This is a genomic window from Bradyrhizobium sp. WSM4874, assembly GCF_055811835.1.
Window position 1 is genome coordinate 1 of record NZ_JBVVPR010000025.1, and the last position, 14833, is coordinate 14833.

The 14833-nt window shown below is 64.9% G+C and carries 15 protein-coding genes; 7 read left to right on the forward strand and 8 right to left on the reverse strand.

Going from position 1 to position 14833, the window contains the following annotated elements:
• Nucleotides 1-392: 392 nt before the first annotated feature.
• From sciP to AC0L3P_RS24005, 7 genes are all read left to right on the forward strand, one after another.
• Entirely contained in the window at nt 393-668 is a 276-nt protein-coding gene (sciP, locus tag AC0L3P_RS23975) for a CtrA inhibitor SciP (RefSeq protein WP_002714638.1), read from the forward strand.
• A 192-nt stretch (nt 669-860) separates the two neighbouring features.
• Nucleotides 861-2471, forward strand: a complete 1611-nt coding sequence (gene fliF / locus AC0L3P_RS23980) for a flagellar basal-body MS-ring/collar protein FliF (protein ID WP_473305566.1) — start codon at nt 861-863, stop codon at nt 2469-2471.
• Nucleotides 2472-2488: 17 nt separating this feature from the next.
• Nucleotides 2489-3580 (forward strand): flagellar motor switch protein FliG, encoded by a 1092-nt coding sequence (fliG, locus tag AC0L3P_RS23985; RefSeq protein WP_473305568.1) that lies wholly within the window; start codon nt 2489-2491, stop codon nt 3578-3580.
• Nucleotides 3580-4200, forward strand: a complete 621-nt coding sequence (locus tag AC0L3P_RS23990) for a FliH/SctL family protein (protein WP_219681649.1) — start codon at nt 3580-3582, stop codon at nt 4198-4200. The genes fliG and AC0L3P_RS23990 overlap by 1 nt, the downstream gene beginning before the upstream one ends.
• Before the next feature lie 3 nt (nt 4201-4203).
• Nucleotides 4204-4554 carry a flagellar motor switch protein FliN gene (fliN, locus tag AC0L3P_RS23995; RefSeq protein WP_007614079.1) on the forward strand — a complete coding sequence of 117 codons (351 nt, stop codon included), beginning with the start codon at nt 4204-4206 and terminating at the stop codon, nt 4552-4554.
• A 44-nt stretch (nt 4555-4598) separates the two neighbouring features.
• Complete coding sequence (flbD, locus tag AC0L3P_RS24000; RefSeq protein ID WP_473305571.1) at nt 4599-5984, forward strand: sigma-54-dependent transcriptional regulator FlbD; 1386 nt, start codon at nt 4599-4601, stop codon at nt 5982-5984.
• Nucleotides 5985-6310: 326 nt separating this feature from the next.
• Nucleotides 6311-7459 carry a M20 family metallopeptidase gene (locus AC0L3P_RS24005; RefSeq protein WP_473305573.1) on the forward strand — a complete coding sequence of 383 codons (1149 nt, stop codon included), beginning with the start codon at nt 6311-6313 and terminating at the stop codon, nt 7457-7459.
• A 152-nt stretch (nt 7460-7611) separates the two neighbouring features.
• Here the strand turns inward: AC0L3P_RS24005 and AC0L3P_RS24010 are convergent, their stop codons facing one another.
• The 8 genes from AC0L3P_RS24010 to AC0L3P_RS24045 form a co-directional block, all read right to left on the reverse strand.
• A complete protein-coding gene (locus AC0L3P_RS24010; RefSeq protein WP_473305766.1) occupies nt 7612-7770 on the reverse strand; it encodes a hypothetical protein in 159 nt (52 codons plus the stop codon).
• Between the two features lie 93 nt (nt 7771-7863).
• Nucleotides 7864-8445, reverse strand: a complete 582-nt coding sequence (locus AC0L3P_RS24015) for a flavin reductase family protein (RefSeq protein WP_473305575.1) — start codon at nt 8443-8445, stop codon at nt 7864-7866.
• A 31-nt stretch (nt 8446-8476) separates the two neighbouring features.
• Nucleotides 8477-9310, reverse strand: coding sequence for an ATP-binding cassette domain-containing protein (locus AC0L3P_RS24020; RefSeq protein WP_473305579.1), 834 nt, complete (start codon nt 9308-9310; stop codon nt 8477-8479).
• Between the two features lie 20 nt (nt 9311-9330).
• Complete coding sequence (ssuC, locus tag AC0L3P_RS24025; protein WP_473305581.1) at nt 9331-10137, reverse strand: aliphatic sulfonate ABC transporter permease SsuC; 807 nt, start codon at nt 10135-10137, stop codon at nt 9331-9333.
• Nucleotides 10134-11291 (reverse strand): FMNH2-dependent alkanesulfonate monooxygenase, encoded by a 1158-nt coding sequence (ssuD, locus tag AC0L3P_RS24030; RefSeq protein ID WP_473305585.1) that lies wholly within the window; start codon nt 11289-11291, stop codon nt 10134-10136. The genes ssuC and ssuD overlap by 4 nt, the downstream gene beginning before the upstream one ends.
• Nucleotides 11292-11432: 141 nt before the next feature.
• A complete protein-coding gene (locus tag AC0L3P_RS24035) occupies nt 11433-12383 on the reverse strand; it encodes a sulfonate ABC transporter substrate-binding protein (RefSeq protein ID WP_473305588.1) in 951 nt (316 codons plus the stop codon).
• Between the two features lie 359 nt (nt 12384-12742).
• Nucleotides 12743-13909 carry a cytochrome P450 gene (locus tag AC0L3P_RS24040; RefSeq protein ID WP_473305591.1) on the reverse strand — a complete coding sequence of 389 codons (1167 nt, stop codon included), beginning with the start codon at nt 13907-13909 and terminating at the stop codon, nt 12743-12745.
• Between the two features lie 77 nt (nt 13910-13986).
• Nucleotides 13987-14775, reverse strand: a complete 789-nt coding sequence (locus AC0L3P_RS24045) for a helix-turn-helix transcriptional regulator (protein WP_473305594.1) — start codon at nt 14773-14775, stop codon at nt 13987-13989.
• Between the last annotated feature and the right edge of the window lie 58 nt (nt 14776-14833).

Sequence of the window (14833 nt, forward strand, 5' to 3'; positions counted from 1 at the left end):
ATCATCGCGACGGCCAGCAACTAAAGGCGGAATGCCGCTGGATAATCGGTGTCGTCCTGGCGAAAGCCAGGACCCATAACCACCGAACGTCGTTTGGCGCGAGGACGTAACCCCGAGTCGTCGTAGCGACTACTCCCTGGGGTAATGGGTCCTGGCTTTCGCCAGGACGACAATTGGGCCTTGCAGCGTCGCGCGCAGGCCTCGTTCGTTAGTAAAGTATTTACGAACACCCCCCTCGGCCCGCCTGGACGCACCGTCCCGCCGGTCGAGACGGCTGCGTTCGAGCCATTTTCAACGAGAATTGTATTGAAGCCTTAGGCTTAGCGGATTTTTAAGCCGGCGGGCGTAGGGTTCCTGAGTGAGTTCAGTGGTTGAGAGTTTGTGAGTACGCCATGACAGAACCCCATCGCCCGAGGGTAAAATACGTCATCGGGCCGGACGGTAGTCCGTTGACGATTGCGGATCTGCCTGCACCCGGCACCAAACGCTGGGTCATCCGCCGCAAGGCCGAGGTCGTCGCCGCAGTCCGTGGCGGTCTTCTCTCCCTCGAGGAGGCCTGCAGCCGTTACACCCTGACGGTTGACGAATTCCTCTCCTGGCAGTTTTCGATCGACCAGCATGGTCTGGCGGGACTTCGCACCACCCGTATCCAGCAATATCGCCAGTAGGCAATCCGGAAATCTGCGGCTTTTGACGAAAATCGGCCTCGCCTCGCGAGGCCGATTTTTTTCATGTTTCGTTTTGGCGCGACTTTCGTCGCAGCTCTTAACCTTCGTTAACCATATCGAAACCATCACCTAGGCAATAATTGCCCAGTCGGCCTTTCCTGTGAAAGCAGCCGAATCTGTCGGGGCGGTTGCTTGCAAGGTCTTGCGGACTTTCTGAAGGGTATCGGAGCCGCCCGGTTCGGGGCAATGATCGCGGTCACCGCCGCGCTCGTCGGCTTCTTTGCGTTCGTCATCATGCGCGTCACCACGCCGCAGATGACGACGCTGTTCACCGACCTCAGCGTCGAGGATTCCTCGGGCATCATCAAGGACCTGGAGCGCCAGGGCATCCAGTTCGAGCTACGTAACGAGGGCACCATCATCATGGTGCCCAAGGACAAGGTCACCCGCCTGCGGATGAAGCTCGCCGAGGGCGGCCTGCCCAAGGGCGGCGGCGTCGGCTACGAGGTGTTCGACAAGTCGGATGCGCTCGGCACCACCTCTTTCGTCCAGAACATCAACCATCTCCGCGCGCTGGAAGGCGAGCTCGCCCGCACCATCCGCGCCATCGACCGCATCCAGGCCGCCCGCGTCCATCTGGTGCTGCCCGAGCGTCCGCTGTTCTCGCGCGAGGCGCCGGAGCCGTCGGCCTCGATCGTGGTTCGGGTCCGCGGCGCGCTGGAGGCCCAGCAGATCCGCGCCATCCGCCACCTCGTCGCCTCGGCCGTGAACGGGCTGAAGCCGCAGCGGGTCTCGATCGTCGACGAGACCGGCCAGCTGCTCGCCGACGGCGCCCAGACCGATCCGGAGCAGGCGATGGGCGACGAGCGCCGCACCGCCTTCGAGAAGCGGATGCGCAAGCAGGTCGAGGACATCGTCTCCTCCGTGGTGGGGACGGGACGCGCCCGGGTCCAGCTCTCCGCCGATTTCGACTTCAACAAGATCACCCAGACCTCGGACAAGTACGACCCCGAAGGCCGCGTGCTGCGCTCGAGCCAGACCCGCGAAGAGCAGAGCATGACCGCCGACAACAACGGCCAGGTCACCGTCAACAACGAGTTGCCGGGCAACCAGCAGAACGGCGGCGTCGCGGCCAAGGACCAGAGCAAGAAGAGCGAAGAGACCAACAATTACGAGATCTCCCGCACCACCAAGACCGAGGTGACCGAGGCCGGCCGGGTCAACCGCATCTCGGTCGCAGTGCTGGTCGACGGCATCTACTCCAAGAACGAGAAGGGCGATCTGGCCTACCAGGACCGCACCAAGGAGCAGCTCGACCGCATCGCTACGCTGGTGCGCTCGGCGATCGGCTTCGACCAGAAGCGCGGCGACCAGGTCGAGGTCGTCAATCTGCGCTTTGCCGATGCTCCCTCCACCACCCCGATCGCGGAGCCGAGCGGCTTGCTCGGCATGCTCCAGTTCACCAAGGACGACGTCATGTACTTCGTCGAGCTCGGCGTGATGATGCTGCTCGGCCTGGTCGTGCTGTTCCTGGTGATCCGGCCGCTGGTCAAGCGCATCCTGGCATCCGACGAAGTCGCGGCCGCCATCTCCGGCGTCCTCACCGGTCCGGCCGCGAGCGACGAGGCCGCCCCGTCCGGCCAGTCGCTGCTGCCGAGCGGCGCCGCGAGCGCGATCGACGTCGCCACCGTCCAGGGCCAGGTCCATGCCCAATCCGTCCATCGTGTCGGCGAACTCGCCGAGCGCAATCCCAACGAGACCGTCGCCATCATCCGCCAATGGCTGACCGAACCCACGAAATAATCGAGAAGTGATCTGACATGGCCGCTGCCCTGCAAAACGCCAACTCCAACGACATCACCAGCGTGATCTCCACGCTCGGTCAGCGTGCCGGCAGCCGTGCAGGCGCGAAGACCGAAGCTGTGGCGGGGCCGAAGCGCGCCGCGATCCTGATGCTGGCGCTCGGCGAGCAATATGGCGGCAAGATCTGGTCGCTGCTCGACGACGACGAGGTGCGCCAGCTCTCGCTGGAAATGTCGACGCTCGGCACCGTCGAGGTCGACACCGTGGAGGACATGCTGCTCGAATTCGTCTCGCGGATGTCGGCCTCCGGCGCGCTGATGGGCAATTTCGACGCCACCGAGCGGCTGCTCCAGCAATATCTGGCCCCCGAACGCGTCAACGGCATCATGGACGAAATCCGCGGCCCCGCCGGCCGTAACATGTGGGAGAAGCTCTCCAACGTGCAGGAAGAGGTGCTCGCCAATTATCTCAAGAACGAATATCCGCAGACCATCGCGGTGGTGCTGTCGAAGCTGAAGCCGGAACACGCCGCGCGCGTGCTCGGCATCTTCCCGGAGGATCTGGCGCTCGACGTCGTCAACCGCATGCTGAAGATGGAGGCGGTGCAGAAGGAGGTGATCGAGAGCGTGGAGAAGACGCTGCGCACCGAATTCATGTCCAATTTGTCGCAGACCCGCCGACGCGACGCCCACGAGGTGATGGCGGAAATCTTCAACAATTTCGACCGCCAGACCGAAACCCGCTTCATCACCTCGCTGGAAGAGGACAACCGCGAATCGGCCGAGCGCATCAAGGCGCTGATGTTCACCTTCGACGACCTCGTGAAGCTCGATTCCGGCTCCGCTCAGACCCTGATGCGCAACGTCGACAAGGACAAGCTCGGCGTCGCGCTCAAGAGCGCCAACGAGGACGTCCGCAACTTCTTCTTCGGCAACATGTCCTCGCGTGCGGCAAAAATGCTCCAGGACGACATGGCGGCGATGGGTCCGGTCCGCCTGCGCGACGTCGACGAGGCCCAGGCGCTGCTGGTCAACCTCGCCAAGGATCTCGCGGCCAAGGGCGAGATCATGCTGACCAAGAACCGCGCCGACGACGAGCTGGTGTATTGATGGCCGCTCCGGCAAAATTCCTGTTCGACAACGACTTCGCCGCGCCCGACCGGACGCGGGAGAAGGCCGCAACCGCGGCCGAGATCGCCCAGAAGGTCGCGGAAGCCGAGGCGCGCGCCTATCAGGACGGCTTCGCCGCCGGCCAACGCGAGGCCAAGGCCGAGAGCGACCGCCGTGTCGCGCTCGCCATGGAAGAGATCAACATCGCCATCCGGGGCATCGCCTCAGGCATCGGCAACATCGAATCCAAGATGGAGACCGAAGCGGTCGACGTCGCGGTCGCAGTGGCGCGCAAGCTGTGCGCCGATCTGGTCGCCGCCGAGCCGCTCGGCGAGATCGTCGCGCTGGTCAAGGACTGCTTCTCACATCTGGTCGCGACGCCGCATCTCGTCGTCCGCATCAACGACGCGCTCTACGATTCCGCGCGCGAGAACATCGAGCGGCTGGCCAGGCAGAACGGCTTCGAAGGCCGGCTGGTGATCCTGGCCGAGCCCGAGATTGCCACCGGCGACTGCCGGATCGAATGGGCCGATGGCGGCGTCGTCCTGGAGCGCGCCGCCATCGCGGCCAAGATTGACGAAATGGTGGGACGCTATGTTGCGTCCCGCAGGGGGAGCTAAGCCATGAGCGACACCGACGGACAGGTCCCGCTGCCCGATCTCAACGGCCCGATGCCGCCTGCCGGCACCGACGTCGGCTACAACGAGGACGAATACGCGACGCGCGCCGCCGCCGACCTCGAGGCCGTGTTCGACGTGCCGGTGCAGGTTTCGGCCGTGCTCGGCCGCTCCAAGATGGACGTCAGCGAGCTGTTGAAGCTCGGACCCGGGACGGTGCTCGAGCTCGACCGGCGCGTCGGCGAGGCCATCGACATCTACGTCAACAACAAGCTGGTCGCCCGCGGCGAAGTCGTCCTGGTCGAGGACAAGCTCGGCGTGACCATGACCGAAATCATCAAGACTGAACGCGCCTAAAGCGACGACGCGCGGCAGCGCGACCAGACGGACAGGAGACTGACATGCGGCTTCTCATCGTTGGCACATTGAAGGGCCAGCTCACCACCGCCACCAAGATCGCGATGGCGAACGGCGCCACCGTGACCCACGCCGAGGATAACGAACAGGCGATGCGCGTGCTGCGCGGCGGCAAGGGCGCCGACCTGCTGCTGGTCGACGTCGCCCTCGACATCCGCGATCTCGTGATGCGGCTCGAGGCCGAGCACATCCACGCCCCGATCGTCGCCTGCGGCATCACCAACGACGCCCGCGCCGCGGTCGCCGCGATCCATGCCGGCGCCAAGGAATACATCCCGCTGCCGCCGGACCCGGAGCTGATCGCGGCGGTGCTGGCTGCCGTCGCCAACGATTCCCGCGAGCTGGTCTATCGCGACGAGGCGATGGCCAAGGTGATCAAGCTCGCCCAGCAGATCGCGGGCTCGGACGCCTCGGTGATGATCACCGGCGAATCCGGCACCGGCAAGGAAGTGCTGGCCCGCTACGTCCACACCCGCTCGGCGCGCGCCAAGCGCCCGTTCATCTCGATCAACTGCGCCGCGATCCCCGAGCATCTGCTGGAGTCCGAACTGTTCGGCCACGAGAAGGGCGCCTTCACCGGCGCGATCGCCCGCCGTATCGGCAAGTTCGAGGAGGCAACCGGCGGCACGCTGCTGCTCGACGAAATCTCGGAGATGGACGTCCGCCTGCAATCCAAACTGCTCCGCGCCATCCAGGAGCGCGTGATCGACCGTGTCGGCGGCACCAAGCCCGTCCCGGTGGACATCCGCATCATCGCGACCTCGAACCGCAACCTGGTCGAGGCGGTGCGCGAAGGCACGTTCCGCGAGGACCTCCTGTTCCGGCTCAACGTCGTGAATTTGAAGATCCCGCCGCTACGCGAGCGTCCCCTCGACATCCTCGAGCTCGCCCAGCACTTCGTGAAGAAATACGCCGAAGCCAACGGCGTGCCGATGCGCCCGATCTCGGCGGAAGCGCGCCGCGTGCTCTCCACCAACCGCTGGCAGGGCAACGTCCGCGAACTCGAAAACACCATGCACCGTTCGGTGCTGATGGCGCAGGGCGACGAGATCGGCGCCGACGCGATCCTCACGCCCGACGGCGAACGCCTCGACCTTGCCAAGACCGCGCCGGCCGTGGCGCATGCCACCATGGCTGCCGAGCAGGTGACGCGGGCGCTGGTCGGCCGCACTGTCGCGGATGTCGAGCGCGACCTGATCCTGGAGACGCTGAAGCACTGCCTCGGCAACCGGACCCATGCCGCCAACATCCTGGGCATCTCGATCCGCACGCTGCGCAACAAGCTCAACGAATATTCCGACGGAGGCATTCCGATCACCCCCGCCGGCACGCCGGGTGAATATCCGCGCATGCCGATGGTGGGGGCGTAGGCGCTCTACGCCGACCGAGAGAAACGAATGCCCGGGCTGGTCCCGGGCATTTTCTTTGAGAAGAACGCCACCGCGCGCCACACCCCTGTGTCGTCCCGGCGAAGGCCGGGACCCATAGCCACAGGGAGCAGTTTGGCGAAGATTCGTCGTTCGGTACTCCTATCGTCCGTACTCGATAGATTCCGCGGTATGGGTCCCGGCCTTCGCCGGGAAGACGGTGGAGAGATATCCCACCTTGAACCGCAACATAGCCGCACCGCATCCGGCGACTAGGTCAGGCCCCCACAAGGCCCTATAACTCCGCGTGAAACCACGCGAGGGTCAACATGTCTGAAGCTCAAATCACGGACTGGCTGGCGACACAGCGGCAGGCGATGATCGACCTGCTGCGCGATGTCGTGAACATCGATTCCGGATCCTATGACAAGGAAGGCGTCGATGCGGTCGGGGCGCGGTTCGAGCAGCATTTCGCCGAGCACGGCATTCCGTTCCGGCGCGAAAGCCACGGTACTTTCGGCGATGCGATCCACGCCGAGGTGGCAAAGCCCGGCAGCAACGAGAAGCCGGTGCTGTTGATGGGACATCGCGACACCGTGTTCGGCAAGGGCGAGGCCGGACGGCGTCCGTTTACGATCGAGGGCACGCGCGCCTATGGTCCCGGCGTTGCCGACATGAAGTCCGGCGTCGTCATGAACATATTCGTGGCAACCGCCTTTCACAAATTCGGCGGCAACCCGCACCCGATCAAGCTGCTGATCACCTCGGACGAAGAGATCGGCTCGCCGTCCTCGCGGCCGGTGATCGAGCGCGAAGGACGCACCGCGCGCGCCGTGTTCAATTCCGAGCCGGGCCGTCCGACCGGCAATATCGTAACGGGACGCAAGGGCGGCATCTTCATGCATTTCGCCATTACCGGCAAAGCCGCGCATTCCGGCGCCAATTTCGCCGCCGGCGTCAGCGCAATCGGCGAGCTCGCGCACAAGATCCTGCATATCCACGCGCTGACCGATCTCGACAAGGGCATCACGCTTAATGTCGGCCTCGTCTCGGGCGGGCAGTCCGTCAACACCACGGCGCCTTACGCGGAAGGGCAGATCGACCTGCGCTACGTCGATCCCGCAGATCGCGCGAGGGTGATGGCCGCGATCGAGACGATCATCGCGACACCTTACGTGCCTGGCACCAGCGCGACGCTGACCGTCAAGGGCGAGTTCGTGCCGGTGGTGCAGAGCGCCGATTCAAAGGCGCTGTTCGAGAACTATCAGGCCGCCGCAAGGCAGGCCGGTCTCACCACGCTTCAGGGCGAGTTCTCCGGCGGTTGCGCCGATTCCGGCTTCACCGCCGCGGTCGGGACGCCGACCATCTGCGGACTCGGCCCCGTCGGCGGACTCGCGCACACGCCGGAGGAATATCTCGAGCTCGACAGCATCGTGCCGCGCGCGCAGGCGCTGGCGCTGGCGATTTTGCGGGGTTAGTCGCACACACTCCGCCGTCATGCCCGGGCTTGTCCCGCCTGCGCGGCCGAAGCCGCTTCGGCGAGGCGAAGCCCGGGCATCCACGTCTCTCCGGGAATCGCGGCTGCGCGTGGATGGCCGGGTCAAGCCCGGCCATGACGAGGAGAGAGCCGTCACGAATAGCTCGGCGCATCCGGCCTGCGGAAGATCTGGATGGGGTCGCCCGGCACGATCGGATGGCCGCTGAACATGGCATAGGCGTGGAGCGCAAGATAGGCGATCGCGAGCGCGCCAACCGCGTAGAAGGCCCAGGTCGCGACGCGTTTCATCATTGCTCCATTGCTGTCCCGGCGGGAGGCTGAGGCAGCGCTTCTAGAGCGATGACGCGGAAAAGGCCAGCCTGCACGGCCTGGGGCCGGCGGCGATCAAATGCCGCGCCGGACGTGGGTGGGAACGCTGACGTCCGCAAGCCTGACCGCGTCTTCGTCCTGATCCACCGCCACGTACTGGCCGTGCCAATAGGCCAGCGCTGAGTTGCGGGTCGAATTCCTGACGTCGCGCACCCGCCCGATGACGATGCCGTGCGAATGGCGCTCGATGATCTCCTCGACTTCGCAATCGACGGCGGACAATGCGCCGACCAGCAGCGGAACACCCGAGACCGCGGTCACCCATCTGGCGCCCGCGAAACGATCGGCACCCTTGAGCCCGCCCTTGCCGGCAAAACGCTCGGCGATGTCGAGCTGATCGGCCGCGAGGATATTCACGCCGAAGGCACCGTAGCGCCGGATCAGCGGAAAGGACGAAGCATCGCGGTTGATGCTGACGATCAGCGTCGGCGGATCGACCGAGAACGAGCTGACGGAGGTGACCGTCATGCCGGTGATGTCCTTGCCCCGCCCGGCGGTGATGACGCTGACACCGCCGGTGAGGTGGCGCATGGCGCCGCGGAAATCGGCGGACGAGACGGGGATTTCAGTCATGAGATCGCGGGGCACTACATTCATGGCATACTCCCCGAAGCGGGGTTCCCTCTATTTAGGTACGATCGTCCGCCGACAAAAGGTGGCTCAGGATCGAGCCTTCGAGACCCGCGAGCTCGGCCGAGCCGCGTTCGCGGGGCCGGGCCGTGTTAACCACGACGTCATGGGCGATCCGCCCTTCCTCGATCACCAGCACCCGGTCGGCCAGCGCGATCGCCTCGGCGACATCGTGGGTCACCAGGATCGCGGTAAAGCCCTGGTCGCGCCAGACGCGCTCCAGCAACCGCTGCATCGAGATGCGAGTCAGTGCATCCAGCGCGCCGAGCGGCTCGTCGAAGGCGAGCACACGGGGGCGCGAGACCAGCGCGCGGGCAAGGGCTACGCGCTGCTTCTGGCCGCCCGACAGCACCGACGGCCACTGGTCGCGCTTGTCGGCGAGCCCGACTTCGGTCAGCGCCTTCTCCGCGCGCGAATGCGCGTCGGACGAGGCACGATCGCGGCCGAGGCCTACCTCGACATTGGAAAGCACCCGCGCCCAGGGCAACAGCCGAGGCTCCTGAAACATCACGCGGATATCCTCCGGCTTCACGTCGCCGAGCGAGATGCTGCCGGCATCGAACTTCTCCAGGCCGGCGATGAGGCGCAGCAGCGTGCTCTTGCCGCAGCCGCTTTTGCCGACGATGGCGACGAACTGGCCGGCGGGGATGTGCAGGTCGATGCCGCGCAGCACCTCGTTGTCGCCGTAGGATTTGCGCAGGCCACGAATACTGAGCGGCAGGCCGCTCGTTTGCACCGGGCGCTCCTCGCGCACCACGCGGGCGTGAGGCGCGAAATTGGCGCGGCTGGCGAGTTCGGTTTCCGGCAGGGAAGTACGAAGGGCTGTCTGCATGTGATTCCCAGTATGTCTGCTCAGCGTTTCTGGAACGCGGGGTGCCAGGAGAGCGTCAGGCGCTCCAGCACGCGGGAGGCGCTGTCGGCGAGCTTGCCGAGCAGCGCGTAGATCAGGATCGAGAGCACCACGACGTCGATCAGCATGAATTCGCGCGCCTGCATCGCCATGTACCCGAGGCCCGAAGACGCCGCGATGGTTTCGGCGACAATCAAGGTCAGCCACATGATGCCGAGGGCAAAACGGATGCCGACGAAGATCGAGGGTAGCGCGCCCGGGAAGATCACGCGGCGGAACAGCTCGCCATCGGTCATGCCGTAGATGCGGCCCATCTCGATCAGCTGCGGGTCGACGGTGCGGATGCCGTGCAGCGTGTTGAGGTAGATCGGGAAGAACACGCCGAGCGCCACCAGGAACAGCTTCGCGCTCTCGTCGATGCCGAACCACAGGATGACCAGCGGGATCAGCGCCAGATGCGGCACGTTGCGCACCATCTGCAGCGTTGTATCCGTGAGCTTGGCCGAGAGCTGCGACAGGCCGTTGGCGAGACCGAAGGCAAACCCGATGCTGCCGCCGATCAGGAAGCCGATGGAGGCGCGCCAGAACGAGACCCAAATGTTGCGCACGAGCTCGCCGGAGAGCAGCAGCTTCCAGCCCGCAAGCAAGACGTCGCTCGGCGCCGGCAACACCCGGGTCGGCACGAAGCCGGTGACGCTGGCGACCTGCCAGATCGCGATGATGGCGAGCGGCACGACCCACTGGATCAGGCCGTCGACGCGCGGCAGGCGCAAACTGCGCGGAAGTGAAACGCTGTCGATCAGGCTCATGATTGCGACACCTGCTGCTGCGGACGATAATCGCTGCCGACGGTCTCGCCGAAGGGGCCACCGTTGAAGTGAAGCCTGGTCACGTTGCTGGGCTGCTCCAGCGAGAGCAGCGGGAACACTAGCTCGGCGAAACGATATGCTTCCTCCAGATGCGGGTAGCCCGACATGATGAAGGTATCGATGCCGATGTCCTGATACTCCCTAATGCGGGCCGCGACCGTCTGGGCGTCGCCGACCAGCGCCGTTCCGGCGCCGCCACGCACGAGGCCAACGCCGGCCCACAGGTTCGGGGCGATCTCGAGCCTGTCGCGCTTGCCGCCATGGAGCTGCGCCATGCGCTGCTGGCCGACCGAATCCATTCGCGCGAAGTTCTTCTGCGCGGTCGCGATGGTCTCGTCGCTGACATGCTTGATCAGCTCATTGGCCGCACGCCAGGCCGCGTCGCTGGTCTCGCGGACAATCACGTGGAGCCGGATGCCGAACGATAGTTTTCGGCCGCGTGCGGCGGCCACTTCCCTCACCTTCGCGACCTTCTCCGCAACCAGCGCCGGCGGCTCGCCCCAGGTGAGATATTTGTCGACGGTGTCGACAGCGACGTCGATGCCGGCATCCGACGAGCCGCCGAAATAGAGCGGCGGACGCGGCGACTGCACCGGCGGAAACAGCAGCTTGCCGCCTTCGACATGGATGTGCTTGCCCTCGACGTTGACGGTCTTGCCGGCGAGCAGCTCGCTATAGACGCTGAGGAACTCTCGGGTGACCTCGTAGCGCTCGTCATGGGCCAGGAAGATGCCGTCGCCCTTGTTCTCGACGGGATCGCCGCCGGTGACGACGTTGACCAGAAGCCGGCCGTTGGTGATGCGGTGGAGCGTCGCGGTCATGCGCGCGGCCACGCTCGGCGATTGCAGGCCCGGCCTGACCGCCACGAGATAGCGCAGTCGCTCGGTGAACGGCGCGACCGAGGAGGCGACGATCCAGGAATCCTCGCAGGATCGCCCGGTCGGCAGCAGCACGCCGAAATAGCCGAGTTGATCGGCGGCCTGCGCGATCTGGCGCAGATAGTTGAAATTGACCTCGCGGCCGCCGATGCCGGTGCCGAGATAGCGGCCGTCGCCATGGGTCGGCAGAAACCAGAGGATGTTGGCGTTGCTCATGGATGTGCTCCGATAACTAGCCGTAAGTCGTTCCGACCGCGGCAGCGACGATGCCGATCGACATAACGATGGCTGCGATTACGCGTTGAACGATACGCCTCATGTTCAAACCCTTTGAGATGGGGAGATTGGTGGGCACGATCAGGCTGCCGGATTGCGCCAGACGATGTCGCGAATGACGATCGGTTTCGGGATCAGGCCGAGCTTGTGGAAGCGGTCGGCGACACCCTGCTGGGTCGTGACGATGTCGTCGGTGACCGGGCCGACCACGAAATTCGCGCGATTGGCAGCGACGGTCTGGATGTCCAGCGGGACGCCGGTGATCGCGGCTAGCGATTTGGCGACCTCGTCGCGGTGCTGTTCGGCCCATTGACCGGCCGCGGTCGTCACGTCGATGATCTGTTGCAGGATCGTGCCGTTGTTCTTCGCGAAATCGCGGTTGGCGATGAAGAAGGAGTTGGTCTTGGTGACTTCGCGCGCATTGATCAGGATGCGGCCGCTCTGCTTGGTCTCGCCGATCGCGAAATACGGATCCCAGATCGCCCAGGCCTCGATGCTGCCATTGGCAAAGGCAGGCCCGGCATCCGGCGGCGTCAGATAGACCGGCGTGATGTCCGCATAGGTGAGGCCCGCTTTCTCCAGCGTCTGCACGACGATGTTGTGGGCGCTGGAGCCCTTGGTGAAGCCGACGCGCTTGCCCTTCAAGTCGACGATGCCGCGGATCGGCGAATCCTTCGGCACCAAAATGCCCTGCCCGTTGGTGATGGGCTGGGCGGCCGCATAGACGATTGCCGCGCCCGCGGCCTGGGCGAACACCGGCGGGGAATCCCCGACCGCGCCGAAATCGACGCTGCCGACATTCATCGCCTCCATCATCGGAGGTCCCGACGAGAACTCGACCCATTTCACGTCGATGCCAAAGGGCGCGAAATGTTTTTCCAGGGCGGCCTGCTGACGCGTGATAACGAGCACGCCGGTCTTCTGGTAGCCAATACGAATTTCCTTCACCGCGCCTTGTGCTTTGGCGCTTGAAGCGAATCCGGCGGCTGCCGCAGTTCCAGCGGATAGTTTGAGAAAGTCCCGACGTTGCATCCGACACTCCCGATCGCGTGCGGCCGTCCTTCATTCGTGCTCGGGAATGATGGTGTGGCTTATCGGAGGTGTCGAGACGCGCGGAAAAATAGCGATGCAGGCACTGCGCGGGTGGCAGAGCGCATGATTAATCTTTCAATCCACGGAGCGAATGCAGGGGATATTTTTCCGCACGCGAATGTGAAAAACGCACGCAACCGGGCCGAGATAAAAAAATCGCGAAAACAACCCCATGCACAGTAGCCGGGCCGTGCGAAAACAATGACTTACGCATTATCCGAAATGCGTTTGACTCGTCGGGCAAAACAGGAGCAGGATGTCATCATGGCGGCGTTGCGGATGGACCGGTCCTTGCCGGACTAATGCAGCCACCTCACCGGCAGATTTTGCAGCCCCCGAAACGCCCAGCCGCCGATCCGCACCGGTTCGTCGTCGGCGATCTCGAGCCGGCTGGCACGGGCGAACAATGTCGGCAGCGCGACGTCGGCGATCATAGCGCGCGAGGCCCAGGCGCCCGCGCAGAAGTGCGGGCCAGCGCCGAACGCGACGCTCTTGGCCGTATCACGCCGCACGTCGAACTGGTCGGCGCGCTCAAAGTGCTTCTCGTCGCGATTGGCGGAGCCGAACATGAGGAATACGCGTTCATCGGTTTCGAATGCGACGTCGCGGATCGTCCACGGCTTCGCGATGCGTCGCGGCGACATGCCGATCGGCGAGATCCAGCGGGCATATTCCTCGAAGGCCTGGAGCCACGTCACCTCGCCCTTGCGCACGAGATCGAGCTGGTCGGGATGGGTCAGCAACGCCCACACCGTGCCGGCGATCGCCTTGCGCGGCTCGTTCTGGCCGCCGGAGATCGCGAGTTTTACATTGGCGCGCACGCTCTCCATCGCCATCCCCGACGCGAGGAGCACGCCGAGGATGCTCTGGTCGGGATGCTTGCGCATCACCGGCAGGATGTCGTCGATCGCGGCATCGATGCCTGACGTCGCCACATGACAGCGCGCCTCGACCGCGGGATCGCCGGCGTAGTTGGCGATGCCCTCGATCATGCCCTGTGACCAGGCGTCCATATCCGCAAAGCCGATATTGGTGAGGCCGGTGATCGACTTCAGGCATTCGCCGGAGAACGGCAACGCGAAGTCGCGCATGAAATCGATGCGCCCGGGCTCGATCGCGTCAATGATGCGGTCGGCATGGGCCTGGAACAGCGCGCTCCAGTGCGCCTTCACCGTCTTCGGCGACACCGTCGGAAACATCGCGCGACGCTCGACCTGGTGCGGCTCGCCGTCCTTGCGCATCATGTTGTGGCCCATCAGCCGGTTCATCAGGCCCGCGGGCTGGTGCGAGGAGAACACGTCGATCTGCTTCTCGGAGATCGAGATATCGTCGCGGCTCGTCAGCAGCGTCGAGCCGAGCTGCGGCACGAAGGCGATCGGCGCATCCTTGCGCATCTTGGCGAGCATCGGATAGGGGTCGGCCCAGAATGCGGCCGGGTCGATGTCGATGCGCGGCGCGGTGCTCAAGCTTCGCTCCATTGCTGTTCGCCACCAAGGTTAGCGGCTTCAGGAGGCGCCGTCTGTCCCCAGCGATTGGGACAGCTTCAGTTCAGGCCGCGCGGGCCGGCGAGCAGGCGCAGCACGATCGCGAACAGCTCGCTTTGTGACGAGATGCCGAGCCGCTCATAGGCGCGCTTGCGATAGGTCAGGGTCGAATGCAGGCTGATTCCGAGCGCCTGCGAGATCGCCTCGGAGCTGAAGCCGGAGAGGATGCGCCGGCAAACGTCCTGCTCGCGCGGGGTGAGGCTGGCCAGCGGCGCGCGCGTCGCGAAGAGCGCTGCGAGAGACTGCTCGGTCGTTGCCGCCGAGCTGTGCTGGAAATGGCGTGCCACGCTCGCACTGATGGCCGGTGCGATGGTCTGAAGCCGCGCACGCTGGGCGTCGCTGAAGCGGCCCTGGACAGCGATGCGATAGAAGTTGACGTAGAAGCAGGTGTCGTCGACCCAGATCGCGGTCGCGCATTTGTCGACGATGCCGGAATCCACAAAGAACATTTTTCTGTAGCGCGCGCCGTACATGCGCGGCGCGAAAGCGGGCAGCACGAGCGTCGCGCGGCCCTCGCCTTCGAACAGCGCATCGCGGTTGGGATCGGATTGGTGGAACTGCCCGGCATAGGCCGCGCCGAGATCGCCGCCGATCGGGATGTTGCCGGCATCGAGCAGGCAGTGTGCGGCGCCCGCGCGGCTCAGCGAAAACACCATGCAATGCCCGACCCCGGCCTCCCGGCGCAGTGTATCGATCAGGATATCAGGGAAATCCGGGCGGCCGATGGCGAGCACCGCGGGCGTGACATCGCCAGCTGCCGGATTTGCGGGCGTCCCGTGAGGGCACATCGTTTTCTCCCCATCGCCTTTTGACGAAATTTATCAGCAATGGCAGGGCAGCGGAAGG

Bases quoted from the DNA above. Each gene is read 5' to 3' on its own strand.
- sciP (WP_002714638.1), top strand. From the start codon at position 393: ATGACAGAACCCCATCGCCCGAGGGTAAAATACGTCATCGGGCCGGAC.
- fliG (WP_473305568.1), top strand. From the start codon at position 2,489: ATGGCCGCTGCCCTGCAAAACGCCAACTCCAACGACATCACCAGCGTG.
- AC0L3P_RS23990 (WP_219681649.1), top strand. From the start codon at position 3,580: ATGGCCGCTCCGGCAAAATTCCTGTTCGACAACGACTTCGCCGCGCCC.
- fliN (WP_007614079.1), top strand. From the start codon at position 4,204: ATGAGCGACACCGACGGACAGGTCCCGCTGCCCGATCTCAACGGCCCG.
- flbD (WP_473305571.1), top strand. From the start codon at position 4,599: ATGCGGCTTCTCATCGTTGGCACATTGAAGGGCCAGCTCACCACCGCC.
- AC0L3P_RS24005 (WP_473305573.1), top strand. From the start codon at position 6,311: ATGTCTGAAGCTCAAATCACGGACTGGCTGGCGACACAGCGGCAGGCG.
- AC0L3P_RS24010 (WP_473305766.1), bottom strand. From the start codon at position 7,770: ATGATGAAACGCGTCGCGACCTGGGCCTTCTACGCGGTTGGCGCGCTC.
- AC0L3P_RS24015 (WP_473305575.1), bottom strand. From the start codon at position 8,445: ATGAATGTAGTGCCCCGCGATCTCATGACTGAAATCCCCGTCTCGTCC.
- AC0L3P_RS24020 (WP_473305579.1), bottom strand. From the start codon at position 9,310: ATGCAGACAGCCCTTCGTACTTCCCTGCCGGAAACCGAACTCGCCAGC.
- ssuC (WP_473305581.1), bottom strand. From the start codon at position 10,137: ATGAGCCTGATCGACAGCGTTTCACTTCCGCGCAGTTTGCGCCTGCCG.
- ssuD (WP_473305585.1), bottom strand. From the start codon at position 11,291: ATGAGCAACGCCAACATCCTCTGGTTTCTGCCGACCCATGGCGACGGC.
- AC0L3P_RS24035 (WP_473305588.1), bottom strand. From the start codon at position 12,383: ATGCAACGTCGGGACTTTCTCAAACTATCCGCTGGAACTGCGGCAGCC.
- AC0L3P_RS24045 (WP_473305594.1), bottom strand. From the start codon at position 14,775: ATGTGCCCTCACGGGACGCCCGCAAATCCGGCAGCTGGCGATGTCACG.